This is a genomic window from Micromonospora sp. WMMA1923 (genome assembly GCF_049179195.1).
Classification (GTDB): Bacteria; Actinomycetota; Actinomycetes; order Mycobacteriales; family Micromonosporaceae; genus Micromonospora; species Micromonospora yangpuensis.
Map to the genome: position 1 here is coordinate 5,213,916 of NZ_JBMHLZ010000001.1, position 14,403 is coordinate 5,228,318.

The window sequence follows — 14,403 nt, forward strand, 5'->3', positions numbered from 1 at the left end:
GGGGGTTCCGGTGGACGGGTGGGCACCCGCACCCTGTTCGGTATGCCTCGCATCGCCAACCGGCCGACCCCACTCGCCTGGCAGGTCTTCCGTGGTTCCGAAGCGGTCCAACGCAGCCTGCTGACCGAGCACCAGCTGCGCGGCTCCGCCTGGACGCAGGTGCGCCACGACGTCTACGCCGACGCCCGACTCGACCGCGACCACGCCTTGGCCTGTCAGGCGGTGGTGCTGCGACTGCCGCCCGGGGTGATGATCGCCGGCCCGTCGGCCAGCTTCCTGCACGGCGTCGACCACGCTGCCTCGTACACCGACGAGGTGCACGTCCTCGTACCGCGGTCGGTGCGGGTCGGCACCCAACGCGGCATCCGCGTCCACTCCTCCCCCCTCGACCCCCCGAGCCCTGACCCGTCCCGATCCGGCGTGCCCGGCTCCCGTCCGCAGCACGCCACCCTGCTGCGGTCCGGCCCGACTGAGGCGGCCTGGGAGACGGCCGTCTGGCTGGAGCCGGTCCGCGCGGTGGGCATCGTCGACACCCTGCTCGCCCGCCACCTGACCGACGCCGACGCACTCCGGGCGATCGTCTCGGCCAACGAGGGACGACCCGGCAACCGGCGGGCCAGCTGGGTGTTCGACCTGGCCGATCCCGCCGCCCGGTCGCCGTCCGAGTCGCACCTGCGGATCCGGCTGGTCCTGGCCGGGCTCCCCCGCCCGGTGGCCCGGCATCCGGTGCGGCTGCCCACCGGCCGGCTGCTGCATCCGGACCTGGCCTGGCCGGAGTTCCGGGTCGCCGTCGAGTACGACGGGCAGTGGCCCGCCGACGCCGACCGGTCGCACCCGGATCGGGACCGCCTCCAGCAGTTGGCCGCCGCGGGCTGGCTCGTCCTGCCCGCCCCTGCCCACCGGCTGCACCGCGACTTCCCCGCGCTGGTACGGCAGGTACGGTCCGCCCTGACGGCTCGTGGCTGGCGCACCACCCGTGGCCGGTGAGCCAGCGCAGCCGGTCGCCTACGGTTGCCGGCTGCGGCCGGCGCACGCCGACCGGCCGGACGGGACGGATGCGGGACTCCTGAGGTCAGGCTTCGGGCCGGGCCAGCGCCGGGGTCGACGGCGGGCCGGCGGGGACGGCGGGGGCGTTGTCGATCGCCGGCGCAGTGCGCAGTTCGGCCAGGCGGACCACGGCGACGCCGACCACGATCAGCGTGCCGCCGAGCAGTTGGACCACGGTGGGCAGTTCGTTCAGCACCAGCCAGGCGATCAGCACCGCGAAGAGCACCTCGGTCAGTCCCACGAAGGATGCCAGCCGGGCCCCCAGGATCCGGGTGCCGGCGACCCCGGCCAGGTACGCGACGACGGCGGCGAGCAACGCCAGCCCGGCGATCGGCACCAACCAACTGGTACGCCAGCCGGCGAAGTCGACCTGCCCGAAGGTCGCCTCCAGGGAGAGCAGTCCGGTCGCCCCGAGCAGCCCCAGCGCCGCCGCGCCGGTGGCCATGCCGAAGCTGGCCAGGGTCACCGAGGGCAGGTCGTCGTCGATCCGGCCGGCGAGCACGAAGTATCCGGCCAGGCCGACCGCCGCCCCCAACCCCCAGAGCACCCCGACCGGGTCGAGCCGGGTGCTGCCGGTCAGGTCCAGCACGAACACCAGGCCGAGCAGGGCGAGCACCGCACCGACCACGGTCAGCCGGCGGGGCCGCTGGCCGTGCGCCAGCCACATCCAGCCGACCACCAGCACGACTCCGAGGTACTCCAGCAGCAGGGCCACCCCGACCGGCAGGTACCGCACCGCGTTGAAGAAGCAGGCCTGCGCGGTCGCCACCCCGAGCAGCCCGAAGAGACCGATCGGGACGAGGTTGCGCCGCAGCACCGGCCACCGTCCCCGCAGGGCCACCAGCGCGGGTACGGCGAGCACGACGGCGGCGATGCCGACCCGGGCGATCACCGCCGCCTCGGCGGACCACCCGGCGTCGATCAGGGACCGGGCGAAGGTGCCGGAGGTGGCGAAGGTGAGCCCGGAGAGCAGCAGCAGACCGAGGCCGAGCCCGGTGGCGGGACGGGGACGCATCGAATCTCCTCGACTCGGCAGTGTCATGAGTGAACTAGGATTTCGATGATGACGGTAGACGGCCCTCACGACAGGAGTCAACGTGCTTTTCGCTCATGACACCGAGGCTGCCCTGATCAGCGCCGCCGCCCTGGTCAACACCATCGACGAGGGCGAGGGCCTGCCCGACATCTCCGCGCTGGGTCGCTTCCTCGCCGAGCACCGCTACAGCGGCCGGCACGACCGGACCGAGGCGGAACTCCGGTCGGTACGCGAGCTGCGGCCCCGGCTCCGCCGGATCTGGTCCGCCGACGAGGACGAGATCGTCGGGATCGTCAACGGGCTGCTCCACGAGGCGAAGGCGTTGCCACAGCTCATCCGGCACGACGACGAGCCGTACCATCTGCATGCCGTGCCCCGGGACGCGCCGCTGGCCCGGCGGATGGCGGTGGAGGCCGCGATGGCCCTGGCCGACCTGGTTCGCAGCGGCGAGCTGAGCCGGCTGCGCCGCTGCGCCTACCCGGACTGTGACAACGTGCTGGTCGACCTGTCGAAGAACCGGTCCCGACGGTTCTGCGACGCCGGCTGCGGCAACCGCGCGGCGGTCAACGCCTACCGCGCCCGCAAGGCCGCCGCCGATCGCCCCTGACCAACCCGCCCGACTCAGGGGTGGGTCATCCGGAGCACGTCGAGCGCCTCGTCGAGCTGCTCCTCGGTGAGCTTGCCGTTGTCGACGTGTCCCCGGGCGAGCACCACCTCGCGGATCGACAGCTCCTTGGCCAGCGCCTCCTTGGCGATCGACGCCGCCTCGTCGTACCCGAGGTGACGGTTGAGCGGGGTGACGATGGACGGCGACCCCTCGGCGTACCCCAGACAGACCGCTTCGTCCGCGACCAGGCCGACCACCAGGCGGTCGGCGAAGAGCCGGCTGGACGCGGCCAGCAGCCGGATCGACTCCAACAGGTTGCGCCCCATCACCGGCAGCATCACGTTCAGCTCGAAGTCGCCCTGCGAACCGGCGAACGCGACCGTGGCGTCGTTGCCGACGACCTGGGCGCAGACCTGGCGCATCGCCTCGGCGACCACCGGGTTCACCTTGCCCGGCATGATCGACGAGCCGGGCTGCAGGTCGGGGATGCGCAGCTCACGCAGGCCCGCCCGGGGCCCGGAGCCCATCCACCGGATGTCGTTGGCCACCTTATAGAGGCCGACCGCGACGGTACGCAACTGCCCGGAGGTCTCCACCAACGCGTCCCGGGCGCCCTGCGCCTCGAAGTGGTTACGCGCCTCGGTCACCGGCAGGTCGGTGGAGGCGCGCAGCTTGGCGATCACGGCGGCGGCGAACCCGAGCGGGGTGTTGATGCCGGTGCCGACGGCGGTGCCGCCCAACGGCAGCTCGGCCAGCCGGGGCAGGGCCGACTCCAGCCGCTCGATGCCGTACCTGACCTGCGCGGCGTAGCCGCCGAACTCCTGACCGAGGGTGACCGGGGTGGCGTCCATCAGGTGGGTACGCCCGGCCTTCACCACGGTCTCGAACTCGGCCGCCTTCGCCTCCAGCGCCCCGGCCAGGTGCTCCAGCGCCGGCAGCAGGTCCCGGGCCACCGCCTCGGTGGCGGCCAGGTGGATCGAGGAGGGGAAGACGTCGTTGCTCGACTGGGAGGCGTTGACGTCGTCGTTGGGATGCACGTCCCGGCCCAGCTTCCGGCCGGCCAGGCTGGCGATCACCTCGTTGGTGTTCATGTTGGACGAGGTGCCGGACCCGGTCTGGAAGACGTCGATCGGGAACTGGTCGTCGTACCCACCGGCGGCCACGTGCGCGGCGGCGGTGGCGATCGCGGCGGCCACCTCCGCGTCGATCACCCCCAGCTCGCCGTTGACCTCGGCCGCCGCCCCCTTGATCTGGGCCAGCGCCCGGATCTGGGCCGGCTCGATGCCCCGCCCGGAGATCGGGAAGTTCTGCACCGCGCGCTGCGTCTGCGCCCGCCACAGCGCGTCGGCGGGCACCTCCACCTCACCCATCGAGTCGCGTTCGATCCGGTATGCCGTTGCCTCTGGAGTCGTCACGCATACCATCCTGCCGCGCCCACCGGCGGCACGCAGATGATCGCACCGACCGATCAGGTCACACCGGTCGGCGACGCTTCGGGGCGGTTCCGTTGAGGAGAACGCCGCGACGAGCTAATCTGCTAGATAGCTATAGCTGATGGAAGTGGACCCGGCAGCCTTCCGGACGGTGGGTGGGCCGGGTCTCGCGCTGTCCGGGCTCAAACTTCCCGACCTTGCCTGATCATGGATCAGCCACCACCGGCCTCGCCGGACTCCACCCCGCCGGCCCGCAGTATGCGTCGCACCTGTTCACGGCCGTAGCCGGTGACCCGGGCGATCTCGCCGACCCGCCGCCCATCCCGGTACGCCGACACGATCTCGGCGGCGAGCCGTTCCCGCACCTTCGGCACGTCCGCCCGGGCCGACGCAACCTCAGCGAGCCCATCCTGCACCCGCTGGCGCGCCGCCCGGTATGCCTCCGAGGCTGCCTCAAGCTCAGACATCCGGTTGGCGTGCCGCTTCGATGTTCAGGGCCTCCGGGCTCCTTCAGGCGTTGTCCTCTGCGCTCCGGATGATCTGCCGGATCCGCTCCCGGCTGTACCCGGTCGCGGCCACGATGTCCACCTGGCGTGCCCCGTCCCGGTCGGCGGCCCGGATCGCCTCGGCCAACTCGGCCCGAGCGGCCTCCACCCGGGCGCGAGCCTCCGCGATGAGGCGGGCGGCTCGCTGCTCCGCACCTGGCACCCCAGCCTGCGCCGCACGCAGCTTCCGCACCGCCGATTCCAGGTCAGCCACTTGGCCATCGTCCCCGCCTAAGCCCTAGGCCAACTCAAATGTCCCCCACATAGGCCTAGTTACCATGCTGCCATTTGGCCAACCTTGCTGTGCAATAGTTGGCATTGGCTCAGCCCCGCGAGCATGGAGGAGGGCATCATGGAAACCGGCGAGATACTGGCAGTAGGTCCACGGGAGTTGCCGCAGAACGGCACGGTTCAGGTGTGGGTGGACGCCGGCAGCGGCAGCAGCGGACAGCGCATCGTCGTCCCCGTCACGAGCCTTCAGCCGGACGACAACGACCACGGGGAGGGCAAGACTGCCCTATACATCCTTCGGATGCACCCGTAACAGCACTGAACCTGCCCGCGCACCCCGCAGACTCACACCACGACGCTCCTCGGCGCGCACGTTCCTGGAAATAGTGGCCTCGATCAGCCTGGAGGCCACTACTTCCGCGATCTAGCGAGCCCCACGCAGGTGCGGGGGTGATCAGGGTCAGCGGGTGGCGATGGTGAGGACGGGTTTGGTTACTTCGGCGAAGAAGTCGTTGCCCTTGTCGTCGACCACGATGAAGGCCGGGAAGTCCTCCACCTCGATCTTCCAGACCGCCTCCATGCCCAGCTCGGCGTACTCCAGCACCTCGACGTGCTTGATGCAGTCCTGGGCCAGTCGGGCGGCCGGGCCACCGATCGAGCCGAGGTAGAAGCCGCCGTGCTGCTGGCAGGAGCGGGTCACCTGGCCGGAGCGGTTCCCCTTGGCCAGCATCACCTGGGAGCCGCCGGCGGCCTGGAACTTCTCCACGTACGCGTCCATCCGGCCGGCGGTGGTCGGGCCGAACGAACCGGAGGCGTACCCCTCGGGGGTCTTGGCCGGGCCGGCGTAGTAGACGGCGTGGTCGCGCAGGTACTGCGGCATCGGCTCACCGGCGTCGAGCCGCTCGGCGATCTTGGCGTGGGCGATGTCCCGGGCGACGACCAGCGGGCCGGTCAGCGACAGCCGGGTCTTCACCGGGTACTTCGACAGCTCGGCGCGGATCTCGTCCATCGGCCGGTTGAGGTCGACCCGGACCACGTCGGAGGCGTCCAGCGTCTCGTCGGTGACCTCGGGCAGGAAGCGCGCCGGGTCGGTTTCGAGTCGCTCCAACCACACCCCCGACGGGGTGATCTTGGCAACCGCCTGCCGGTCGGCGGAGCAGGAGACCGCGATGGCCACCGGGCAGGACGCACCGTGCCGGGGCAACCGGACCACCCGTACGTCGTGGCAGAAGTACCGGCCGCCGAACTGCGCGCCGATGCCGAAGTTGCGGGTCAGCTCCAGCACCTGCGCCTCCAGCTCCAGGTCGCGGAAGCCGTGCGCGCTCATCGAGCCCTCGGTGGGCAGCGTGTCCAGGTACTTCGCCGAGGCGTACTTGGCGGTCTTCAGGGCGTACTCGGCGGAGGTGCCGCCGATGACCACGGCCAGGTGGTACGGCGGGCAGGCCGCGGTGCCGATCAGCCGCAGTTTCTCCTCCAGGAACTGCATCATCCGGGTGGGGTTCAGCAGCGCCTTGGTCTCCTGGTAGAGGTACGACTTGTTGGCCGAGCCGCCGCCCTTGGCCATGAAGAGGAACTTGTACCCGTCGGGGTGCCCGTCCGGGTCCTCGGCGTAGAGCTCCACCTGGGCCGGCAGGTTGCTGCCGGTGTTGCGCTCGTCCCACATGGTCAGCGGGGCCAGCTGCGAGTACCGCAGGTTCAGTTTCGTGTACGCCTGGTAGACGCCCCGGGAGATCGCCTCGGCGTCGCTGCCGTCGGTGAGCACGTGCCGCCCGCGCTTGCCCATCACGATCGCGGTGCCGGTGTCCTGGCACATCGGCAGCACGCCACCGGCGGCGATGTTGGCGTTGCGGAGCAGGTCGAGGGCGACGAACCGGTCGTTCGGCGAGGCCATCGGGTCGTCGATGATCGCCCGGAGCTGGGCCAGGTGCGCCGGGCGCAGGTAGTGGGCGATGTCGTGCATCGCCTCGGCGGTCAGCGCGGTCAGCGCCGCCGGCTCCACGGTGAGGAAACGACGCCCCCCGGGGCCGTGTACGACGTCCACGCCCTCGTCGGTGACCAGGCGGTACTCGGTCTGGTCCGGGCCGGTCGGCAACAGGGGAGCGTAGGAGAAGTCGGCGGCACTGCTCATGAGGCGAAAGCCTAGGCCAGTCGGATCGATCAGTCCCACCCGCCGGGTGGGTCCTGGGACGCCACGCTGATCCGTACCGATCGGTGGGATCGTTCTGCGGCCTTCGGGCCCCGCGGGATCAGCCGTCCTTGTCCCGTTCGGCCTCCGGACACGCCTCCTGCTTCGGGCCGCAGTCGCGCTGGTCACCCTGGCCGCCGGGCGCGTCGGGGCCACCGGGTGCGCCGGGTGCGCCGTCACCCGCGCCCGGCGCGCCGCCGCCCGGCGGAGCGTTCGACGCGCCGAACCGGACGTACCCGATCTCCCGGCCCTCACCGATGATCATGCCGCCGGGCCCCACCGCCAGCGCGTTCGCCGCGGTCCGCAGGCTCACCAACTCCCGCCCGGTGCGCGGCTCCACCACCGCCAGCCGGGAGGGTTTCTCGTCCGAGACCACCGCACCGTACGGGGTGAGCATGGCCCTGGTCCGGTCGTTGGCGGGTCGGGTCCAGCGTTCCCGGTCGACGTCCAACTCCCGGCCGACGATCGAGCGCTGGTCGGCGCTGCGGGTCACCGTGTACCGGTCGTCGACCGCGAGCAGCTTCTCGTCGACGGCGTTGACCTGCAACAACCGACCGCTGTACCCGTCGAGCACCGCCTCCCGGCCGTCGGAGCCCATGCCGATCAGCACGTTCCGGGCGCCCTGCGGATCCTCCCGCTGGGCGCAGCCGGCGCTGTCGGCGGTACGCAGGTTGATCCCGGTCCGCCGCCACACCTGCTGGCCGGTCGCCGGATCCCCGGCGGTGACGGTGAACAGGCAGGCGCCCTCGGCGGAGCGCGCGGTGATCCGGACCAGCCGGCCGCCGACCACGGAGAGTCGTTCGTCCCGGCCGGGTTGGACGTCCTGCAGGACCCGGCCGGTAGCGGTGTCCACCACGTGCACCCGGCCGTCGACCGGGAAGCCGAGCAGCGGCGGTACCGGCTCCGCGCCGGCCACCCCGTCGTCGACCCGGGTGGCGGTGAGCCGGCGGGTGTCCAGCACATCCGGGTTGTCGGCCAGCCAGGAGGTGCTGACCCCGGGCAGGAACGCCGTCCACAGTGGCTGCTCGCCGCGCGGCTCCCAGGCCGACAGGGTGCAGTCGGTGGCCCCGGCACAACGCGCGTCGAGCAGCAGGTTCTGGTACGTCCAGACGGCCACCGCGTCGTCGACCCGGCGACGTACCGCACCGGTGTTCGGATCGAGCAGGTCGTACCCCTTGACCAGGAGCTTGCCCACGGCGACCACCGCGTCCCGGTCGCCGCCGGCCACCGCGGCCCAGTCCGCCTTACGCTCCCAGAGTTGTACGCCGGTGGCCAGGCTGCGCGCCTCGACCCGGGTACGCTGCTCGACCACGACGGCGTCCCCGGCGATGGTCACGCTCTGCGGGGTACCGCCGATGCGCTCCTGCCAGATGACGTCCGGCTCGGAGATGGGCTTGCTGCGCTTGACCCAGTCCCACATGCCGGGGAACGGGTTCCAGAGCCCGGTGGCGGCCAACACCACCACCGCGACGAGGGCGAGCAGCAGGACGCCCTTGACGCCGGGGCCCTTCTGGTTCGCCACACGGACACGGTAGTCACGATCACCGCCACGCCCGACACCCGCACGCCCGTGTCGCCACCCTTTCTCCCCCGCCCCGGGTGTAAGGAGGGGGCCCTTCCTATACAAAAAGCGTTAGGAAGGGGCCCTTCCTTGCAGCTGGGAGGCGGAGCGGACCAGGGGGAGGGTGCGGTACGGGATCGCCTCGGCCAGGGCGATGATCGTCGACGCCCGGGTGATGCCGGCGAAGGAGACGATCTGGTCGATCACCCGTTGCAGGTCGGTGTTGGAGCGGGCGACGATCCGGCAGAGCAGGTCGCTGGAGCCGGTGATGGTGTGCGCCTCCAGCACCTCCGGGATGACCGCCAGGTGCGTGGTGACCGGGTCGTGGCCGTGCCGTTGACTGATCTCCAGGGTGACGAAGCTGGTCACCCCGAAGCCGATCGCGGCCGGGGAGATGTCCGGCCCGAAGCCGCCGATCACGCCGCGCCGGGTCAGCTTGTCCAACCTCGCCTGGACTGTGCCCCGGGCCACCCGGAGTCGACGGGAACACTCCAGCACCCCGATCCGGGGCTCCTCGGCGAGCAGCGCGATCAGGAGGGCGTCCACCTCGTCCAGCTGTACAGACTGCTCAGTGGTCATGGGTGAACATCGTACCGATTGCGCAACCTGACCAGGAGGAACGCTGACAGTTGCCCAGCCGGGCCCCGACCGCGATCCTCGCCACAGAGGTACCGGACGGTCGCCCACGAGGTGACCGGCGAGGAGGGAGTGCGCGATGACCCAGGCGATCGACCGACCCCAGTCGACCGGAGAGGTCGACGTCGACGAACTCGTCGGCGCCGTCGACCACGACATCAGCCGCGACCCGTTCCCGGTCCGGGGGCTGGACCACCTGACCTTCGTGGTGGGCAACGCCAAGCAGGCGGCGCACTACTACTCCACCGCGTTCGGCATGACCTGTGTCGCGTACCGGGGGCCCGAGCAGGGCTACCGGGACCACGCCGACTACGTGCTGACCAGCGGTTCGGCCCGGTTCGTGCTGCGCGGGGCGGTCAGCCCGACCGCGCCCGAGGTCGAGTTCGTCACCCGGCACAGCGACGGCGTGGCCGACATCGCGCTGGAGGTGCCCGACGTCGACGCCGCGTACGCCCACGCCACCGCACAGGGCGCGACCGGCCTGCTCGACCCGCACGACGTCACCGACGAGAACGGCACGGTCCGGATGGCCGCCATCGCCACCTACGGCGACACCCGGCACACCCTGGTCGACCGCTCCCGCTACACCGGGCCGTTCCTGCCCGGCTTCGTGGCCCGGGGCCCGATCGTCGACCGGCAGCCCATGATCGACGCCAAGCTGCAGCCCAAGCGCTTCTTCCAGGCCGTGGACCACGTGGTCGGCAACGTGGAGCTCGGCCGGATGGACGAGTGGGTGGAGTTCTACAAGCGGGTGATGGGCTTCTCCAACATGGCGGAGTTCATCGGCGACGACATCGCCACGGACTACTCGGCGCTGATGAGCAAGGTGGTCGCCAACGGCACCCGCAAGGTCAAGTTCCCGCTCAACGAGCCGGCGGTGGCCCGCAAGAAGTCGCAGATCGACGAGTACCTGGAGTTCTACCAGGGCCCCGGCGCCCAGCACATCGCGGTGGCCACCAACGACATCCTGGCCAGCGTCGACGCCATGCGCGCCGCCGGTGTCGAGTTCCTGGAGACCCCGGACTCGTACTACGACGACCCGGAGCTGCGGGCCCGGATCGGCAACGTCCGGGTACCGATCGAGGAGCTGAAGGCCCGCAAGATCCTGGTCGACCGGGACGAGGACGGTTACCTGCTGCAAATCTTCACCAAGCCGGTGCAGGACCGACCCACGGTCTTCTTCGAGCTGATCGAACGGCACGGCTCCCTCGGTTTCGGCAAGGGCAACTTCAAGGCCCTCTTCGAGGCGATCGAGCGGGAGCAGGAACGACGCGGCAACCTGTGACCCCGGTAGGGCCCGCATGTTCGACGTGTCGGGCCCGTCCCGGCACCCGCGCCGTCGCCGGTGGGCGATCCACCACCGGCGGCGGCGCACCGCTGCCCGGCCTGCCCGTCGGCGTCGTCGTTAAGGTGTGCAGGTGAGCGAGCACAGCGAACGGACCGTCCGGACCAGCGCGACGCCGGCCGACGGCTACGCCGGGGTGGCGCCGTGAGCGTCGCCCCCGGCTGGTACGTCGACCCCGCCGACCGGGACACCCGACGGTACTGGGACGGTGGCGGCTGGATCGGCGCACCCATCCCGGTCGACGCCGAGGTGCCGGAGGGCCCACCCGAGCCCGAGCCGGAGCCCACCCCCGCCCAGGAGTCCACCTCGGGCGGCCCGGCCAGCGGTCCCCCGGCAGCGACCGGCAGCACCGGTACCGGGTCCGGTTCCCCGCAGTACGGCCCCGGCCAGCCCGGAAGCGGTCCGGCGCCGGGCGGCGCTGGTCCGGCACAGGGCGGCCCGGCCTGGCCCGGAGCTGGCTCCCCACCGGCCGGCCCCAGCTGGCCCGGAGCCGACGCGACCGGCCCTGGGCAGGGCGGTCCGGGGCAAGGCGGCCCGGGGCAGGGCGGGCCGGGGCAGGGCGGGCCGGGGCAGGGCGGGCCGGGGCAGGGCGGGCCGGGTGGTCCCGGCTGGCCCGCACCGGGCCCGGGGCAGCCGCCCTGGACCGGACCGGGGACACCGCCCGGCTGGCCGCAGCAGGCCTGGCTGAGCCGGCCGCCCGAGCCCCGGCCGCACGGCTTCCCGTTGGCCGGGCACGGCGCCCGACTGGTGGCCCGAGTGATCGACTTCGGTGTGCTGTTCGCACTGAACGCCGTGGTGAACGGCTGGTTCGTCTGGCGCTACATCCAGGAGGTCACCCCGTACTGGCGGGAGGTGATGAGCCGGGCGATGGCCGGCGACTCCTCCACCGACGGGCTCCCCCAGCCCGGTGACCAGGCCGGTGGCCTCCAGGTTGCCATCCTGCTGATCGCCACCGCGCTCTGGTTCGCCTACGAGGTGCCGGCGATGGCGGCCAGCGGGCAGACCTTCGGCAAGAGGGTGGCCCGCATCCGGGCCGTGCCGATGGCGCAGGACCAACCGCTCGGCTTCGGCCGGTCGTTGCGCCGGTGGAACACCCTCGGCCTGCCCACCCTGCTCTGGTACTGCTGCGGGCTCGGGCTGATCCTCCAGCTCGTCGACGCGGTGTCCCCCCTCTTCGACCATCCGCTGCGGCGGGCCCTGCACGACAAGCGCGCCCAGACCGTGGTGATCCAGGTGCCCCCTGCCACTCCCCCGACCGCGCCCACCCCCCCGGGAGAAACCCCATGACGGAGACCTCACGTCACCAGCCGGCGCTGCGGCTGACCCGTGCCGACCTCGACGTGCTGCCCAACTACGTACCCGGTCGCAGCCCGGCCGACCTGGCCCGTGAGCTGGGCCTGCCCGAGGCGATCAAGCTGGCCAGCAACGAGGTCCCCTACGGGCCACTGCCCGGCGTGGTGGAGGCGGTGACCGAGGCCGTCGCCGGCACCCACCGCTACCCGGACATGGGGGTGGTCGCGCTACGCGAGGCGCTGGCCGAGCGGTACGACGTCGACGTCGACCGGATCGCCACCGGCTGCGGTTCGGTGGCGCTGGCCGAGCACCTGGTCCGGGCCACCTGCCTGCCCGGGGACGAGTTGCTCTACTCGTGGCGCTCGTTCGAGGCGTACCCGATCATCGCGGCGACCAGCGGCGCGACCAGCGTGCGGGTGCCCAACGACGCCGGCCACGGGCACGACCTCGCCGCGATGGCGGCGGCGGTGACCGACCGGACCCGGATGGTGCTGGTCTGCAACCCGAACAACCCGACCGGTACGGCGGTCGGCCGCGCCGAGCTGGACCGGTTCCTCGACACCGTCGGCGAGGACGTGCTGGTCGTGATCGACGAGGCGTACCGGGAGTTCGTCACCGACCCGGCGGTGCCGGACGGGCTCACCTACCTGGACCGGCCGAACGTGGTGGTGCTGCGCACGCTGTCCAAGGCGTGGGGGCTGGCCGGGCTGCGGATCGGTTTCCTGGTCGCCGCGCCGGCCGTGGCGGCGGCGGTACGCAAGGTGGTCACCCCCTTCTCCACCAGCCTGGCCGCCCAGGCCGGCGCGCTCGCCGCACTCGCCCAGGCCGACGAGGTGCAGCGCCGCTGCGCGCTGATCGTGGCCGAGCGGGAGCGGGTCACCGAGGCGCTGCGCAAGCGCGTCCCGGACGTGCCGACCAGCCAGGCGAACTTCGTCTGGCTGCCGCTCGGCGACCGGGCGGCCGAGTTCGGCCGGGCCTGCGAGAAGCGTGGCGTGATCGTCCGCCCGTTCGCCGGCGACGGGGTCCGGGTCACCATCGGCACCCCGGCCGAGAACGACGCCTTCCTGGCCGCCGCCGAGTCCGCCCTCACCTGACGTGCAAGGAAGGGCCCCTTGTTAACGCTTTCGGTAGAGCGGGGCACCCCGCTCACCCCGCCCCGTTAACAAGGGGCCCTTCCTTCGCGCAGGGGGCGGTCAGGTGGCGGCTAGGACGAGGGCTTCGCCGGTGAGGAAGTAGCGCTGGTCCTCGGCCTCCGGGGCGACCGGCGGCTTCAGCCGCTCCACGGCCAGGTAGCCGTCCACCGCGTACGCGTAGCCGGGTTCCCAACCGAGGCCGTCGCGCCCCACGGTGAGCACGAACCGGGAGCGCTGCGCGCCGGTGCTCGGGTCCAGGGTCACCAGCTCGCTGGTCTCGGTGAGCAGGTGGACCCGGCCCGGCTGGGCCGCCAGGATCCGGACCGACCCGAGATCGGCCCGACGCCAGAGCTCCTCCCCTGTCCGGGGCGAGCGCCCGGTGACCCCGCCGGGGATCACCCCGACCACGTGCTCGCCGACGAGTTCGGTGTCCGGACGGTCCAGGGCGGGGGCCGCGACCGGCTCGCCGGCGCCGAGCAACCAGCCCCGGCCCGTGCCGTCGCCCTCGGAGGTGGTGCGCAGCCCTCGGCACTCCGACCGGGGGGACTGGCAGCCGGTCAGCGTCGCCACCAGGGCGTCGGTGGTGCCGGGCGGTCGCCACCGGGTGGCTACCGCGCCGGTCACCGCGTCGCGCAGCTCGACCGCCGGCTCGTCACCGCAGGCGTCCACCGTGGCGACCTGCCCGGCGAGCGTGGTGCCCAGGTCGGTGCGGCACTCGGCGGTCGCGTCGGCCCGCCACAGCTCCCGGCCGTCGGCCAGGTCGAACCCGCGCTGCTGCCGGTCCCCGGTGACCACCAGCACCGGGCGGCCGTCGGTGCCCCGGGTGACGTGCAGCCCGCGCGGGTCCCAGACGGTCGCCGCACCGGTGCGCCGGACCCGCCGGTCCTGCCCGGGTGCCCGCTCCGGCCCGGCGTGCTCGGCCGCCGGTTCCGGTCCGTCGGCCCGCCAGCTCACCTGTCCGGTACGCGCGTCCAGCGCCACCAGCTTCCCGTCCGACCACCGGCTGAGCACCGTCGTGCCTTTGGCCAGGACCCCGTCGAGCCGGGCCGGCCAGCGCCGGTACGACCAGTACGGGGTGCGCCGGTTCTTGCCGGTCACCGGCTGGTCGGCGTAGACCTGCCGGTCGGCGGCGTACACCCGGAGGCGACCGTCGACGATCAGCGGGGCGACGGGCAGCCGGCCGATCACTCCGACGTCGGAGTTGGCGACGTCCGGGTAGGCCGCCTGCGCGGGGGTGCTGACCTCGGCGGGCGCGAGCACCCGGTACGCCGTGGCGGCCACCACGACGGTCACCAGCAGCGCCCCGGCCACGACCACCATCCGTCGCCGGCCCTTCGCGAACCCCATGCGC

Annotated in this window: 14 protein-coding genes; 6 read left to right on the plus strand and 8 right to left on the minus strand. The window is 72.4% G+C overall.

The window, feature by feature from the left end:
- Positions 1 to 42: 42 nt before the first annotated feature.
- Positions 43 to 987 carry a hypothetical protein gene (locus tag ACN28G_RS23650; protein ID WP_091447580.1) on the plus strand — a complete coding sequence of 315 codons (945 nt, stop codon included), beginning with the start codon at positions 43 to 45 and terminating at the stop codon, positions 985 to 987.
- 85 nt (positions 988 to 1,072) lie between these two features.
- Here the strand turns inward: ACN28G_RS23650 and ACN28G_RS23655 are convergent, their stop codons facing one another.
- Positions 1,073 to 2,062: an EamA family transporter gene (locus ACN28G_RS23655; protein ID WP_091444945.1), complete on the minus strand. Its 990-nt coding sequence runs from the start codon at positions 2,060 to 2,062 to the stop codon at positions 1,073 to 1,075.
- A gap of 82 nt (positions 2,063 to 2,144) precedes the next feature.
- Here ACN28G_RS23655 and ACN28G_RS23660 point away from each other — a divergent pair, with 82 nt between their 5' ends.
- A complete protein-coding gene (locus ACN28G_RS23660; protein WP_091444947.1) occupies positions 2,145 to 2,690 on the plus strand; it encodes a CGNR zinc finger domain-containing protein in 546 nt (181 codons plus the stop codon).
- A 14-nt stretch (positions 2,691 to 2,704) separates the two neighbouring features.
- Here the strand turns inward: ACN28G_RS23660 and ACN28G_RS23665 are convergent, their stop codons facing one another.
- The 3 genes from ACN28G_RS23665 to ACN28G_RS23675 form a co-directional block, all read right to left on the minus strand.
- Positions 2,705 to 4,114 carry a class II fumarate hydratase gene (locus tag ACN28G_RS23665; protein WP_421480355.1) on the minus strand — a complete coding sequence of 470 codons (1,410 nt, stop codon included), beginning with the start codon at positions 4,112 to 4,114 and terminating at the stop codon, positions 2,705 to 2,707.
- A gap of 221 nt (positions 4,115 to 4,335) precedes the next feature.
- Positions 4,336 to 4,590, minus strand: a complete 255-nt coding sequence (locus ACN28G_RS23670; RefSeq protein WP_139135789.1) for a helix-turn-helix domain-containing protein — start codon at positions 4,588 to 4,590, stop codon at positions 4,336 to 4,338.
- A gap of 43 nt (positions 4,591 to 4,633) precedes the next feature.
- Positions 4,634 to 4,882: a hypothetical protein gene (locus ACN28G_RS23675; protein ID WP_091444952.1), complete on the minus strand. Its 249-nt coding sequence runs from the start codon at positions 4,880 to 4,882 to the stop codon at positions 4,634 to 4,636.
- A gap of 123 nt (positions 4,883 to 5,005) precedes the next feature.
- On the opposite strand from ACN28G_RS23675, the gene ACN28G_RS23680 reads away from it, so the two are divergent.
- Positions 5,006 to 5,212, plus strand: coding sequence for a hypothetical protein (locus tag ACN28G_RS23680; protein ID WP_421480356.1), 207 nt, complete (start codon positions 5,006 to 5,008; stop codon positions 5,210 to 5,212).
- Between the two features lie 147 nt (positions 5,213 to 5,359).
- Here ACN28G_RS23680 and ACN28G_RS23685 read toward each other — a convergent pair whose 3' ends face one another.
- The 3 genes from ACN28G_RS23685 to ACN28G_RS23695 all read right to left on the minus strand — a co-directional run bounded on the left by ACN28G_RS23685 (position 5,360) and on the right by ACN28G_RS23695 (position 9,224).
- Positions 5,360 to 7,027 carry a fumarate hydratase gene (locus ACN28G_RS23685; RefSeq protein ID WP_091444956.1) on the minus strand — a complete coding sequence of 556 codons (1,668 nt, stop codon included), beginning with the start codon at positions 7,025 to 7,027 and terminating at the stop codon, positions 5,360 to 5,362.
- A gap of 118 nt (positions 7,028 to 7,145) precedes the next feature.
- On the minus strand, positions 7,146 to 8,570 hold the full coding sequence (locus tag ACN28G_RS23690) for a hypothetical protein (protein ID WP_421480963.1): 1,425 nt from the start codon (positions 8,568 to 8,570) through the stop codon (positions 7,146 to 7,148).
- Positions 8,571 to 8,717: 147 nt separating this feature from the next.
- Entirely contained in the window at positions 8,718 to 9,224 is a 507-nt protein-coding gene (locus tag ACN28G_RS23695; RefSeq protein WP_421480357.1) for an Lrp/AsnC family transcriptional regulator, read from the minus strand.
- Between the two features lie 136 nt (positions 9,225 to 9,360).
- Between ACN28G_RS23695 and hppD the strand changes: the two genes are divergently transcribed.
- The 3 genes from hppD (at position 9,361) to hisC (ending at position 13,013) form a co-directional block, all read left to right on the plus strand.
- Positions 9,361 to 10,566 carry a 4-hydroxyphenylpyruvate dioxygenase gene (gene hppD / locus ACN28G_RS23700; RefSeq protein ID WP_091444960.1) on the plus strand — a complete coding sequence of 402 codons (1,206 nt, stop codon included), beginning with the start codon at positions 9,361 to 9,363 and terminating at the stop codon, positions 10,564 to 10,566.
- Positions 10,567 to 10,770: 204 nt separating this feature from the next.
- A complete protein-coding gene (locus ACN28G_RS23705) occupies positions 10,771 to 11,913 on the plus strand; it encodes an RDD family protein (protein WP_421480358.1) in 1,143 nt (380 codons plus the stop codon).
- Positions 11,910 to 13,013 (plus strand): histidinol-phosphate transaminase, encoded by a 1,104-nt coding sequence (gene hisC, locus ACN28G_RS23710; protein WP_091444964.1) that lies wholly within the window; start codon positions 11,910 to 11,912, stop codon positions 13,011 to 13,013. Before ACN28G_RS23705 ends, hisC begins: the two co-directional genes overlap by 4 nt.
- A 99-nt stretch (positions 13,014 to 13,112) precedes the next feature.
- Here the strand turns inward: hisC and ACN28G_RS23715 are convergent, their stop codons facing one another.
- Entirely contained in the window at positions 13,113 to 14,399 is a 1,287-nt protein-coding gene (locus ACN28G_RS23715; protein WP_091444966.1) for a PQQ-binding-like beta-propeller repeat protein, read from the minus strand.
- Positions 14,400 to 14,403 lie beyond the last annotated feature (4 nt).

Coding starts and splice junctions, on each gene's coding strand:
- ACN28G_RS23650 (WP_091447580.1), top strand. CDS start 43: ATGCCTCGCATCGCCAACCGGCCGACCCCACTCGCCTGGCAGGTCTTC.
- ACN28G_RS23655 (WP_091444945.1), bottom strand. CDS start 2,062: ATGCGTCCCCGTCCCGCCACCGGGCTCGGCCTCGGTCTGCTGCTGCTC.
- ACN28G_RS23665 (WP_421480355.1), bottom strand. CDS start 4,114: ATGGTATGCGTGACGACTCCAGAGGCAACGGCATACCGGATCGAACGC.
- ACN28G_RS23670 (WP_139135789.1), bottom strand. CDS start 4,590: ATGTCTGAGCTTGAGGCAGCCTCGGAGGCATACCGGGCGGCGCGCCAG.
- ACN28G_RS23680 (WP_421480356.1), top strand. CDS start 5,006: ATGGAGGAGGGCATCATGGAAACCGGCGAGATACTGGCAGTAGGTCCA.
- ACN28G_RS23685 (WP_091444956.1), bottom strand. CDS start 7,027: ATGAGCAGTGCCGCCGACTTCTCCTACGCTCCCCTGTTGCCGACCGGC.
- ACN28G_RS23695 (WP_421480357.1), bottom strand. CDS start 9,224: ATGACCACTGAGCAGTCTGTACAGCTGGACGAGGTGGACGCCCTCCTG.
- hppD (WP_091444960.1), top strand. CDS start 9,361: ATGACCCAGGCGATCGACCGACCCCAGTCGACCGGAGAGGTCGACGTC.
- hisC (WP_091444964.1), top strand. CDS start 11,910: ATGACGGAGACCTCACGTCACCAGCCGGCGCTGCGGCTGACCCGTGCC.
- ACN28G_RS23715 (WP_091444966.1), bottom strand. CDS start 14,399: ATGGGGTTCGCGAAGGGCCGGCGACGGATGGTGGTCGTGGCCGGGGCG.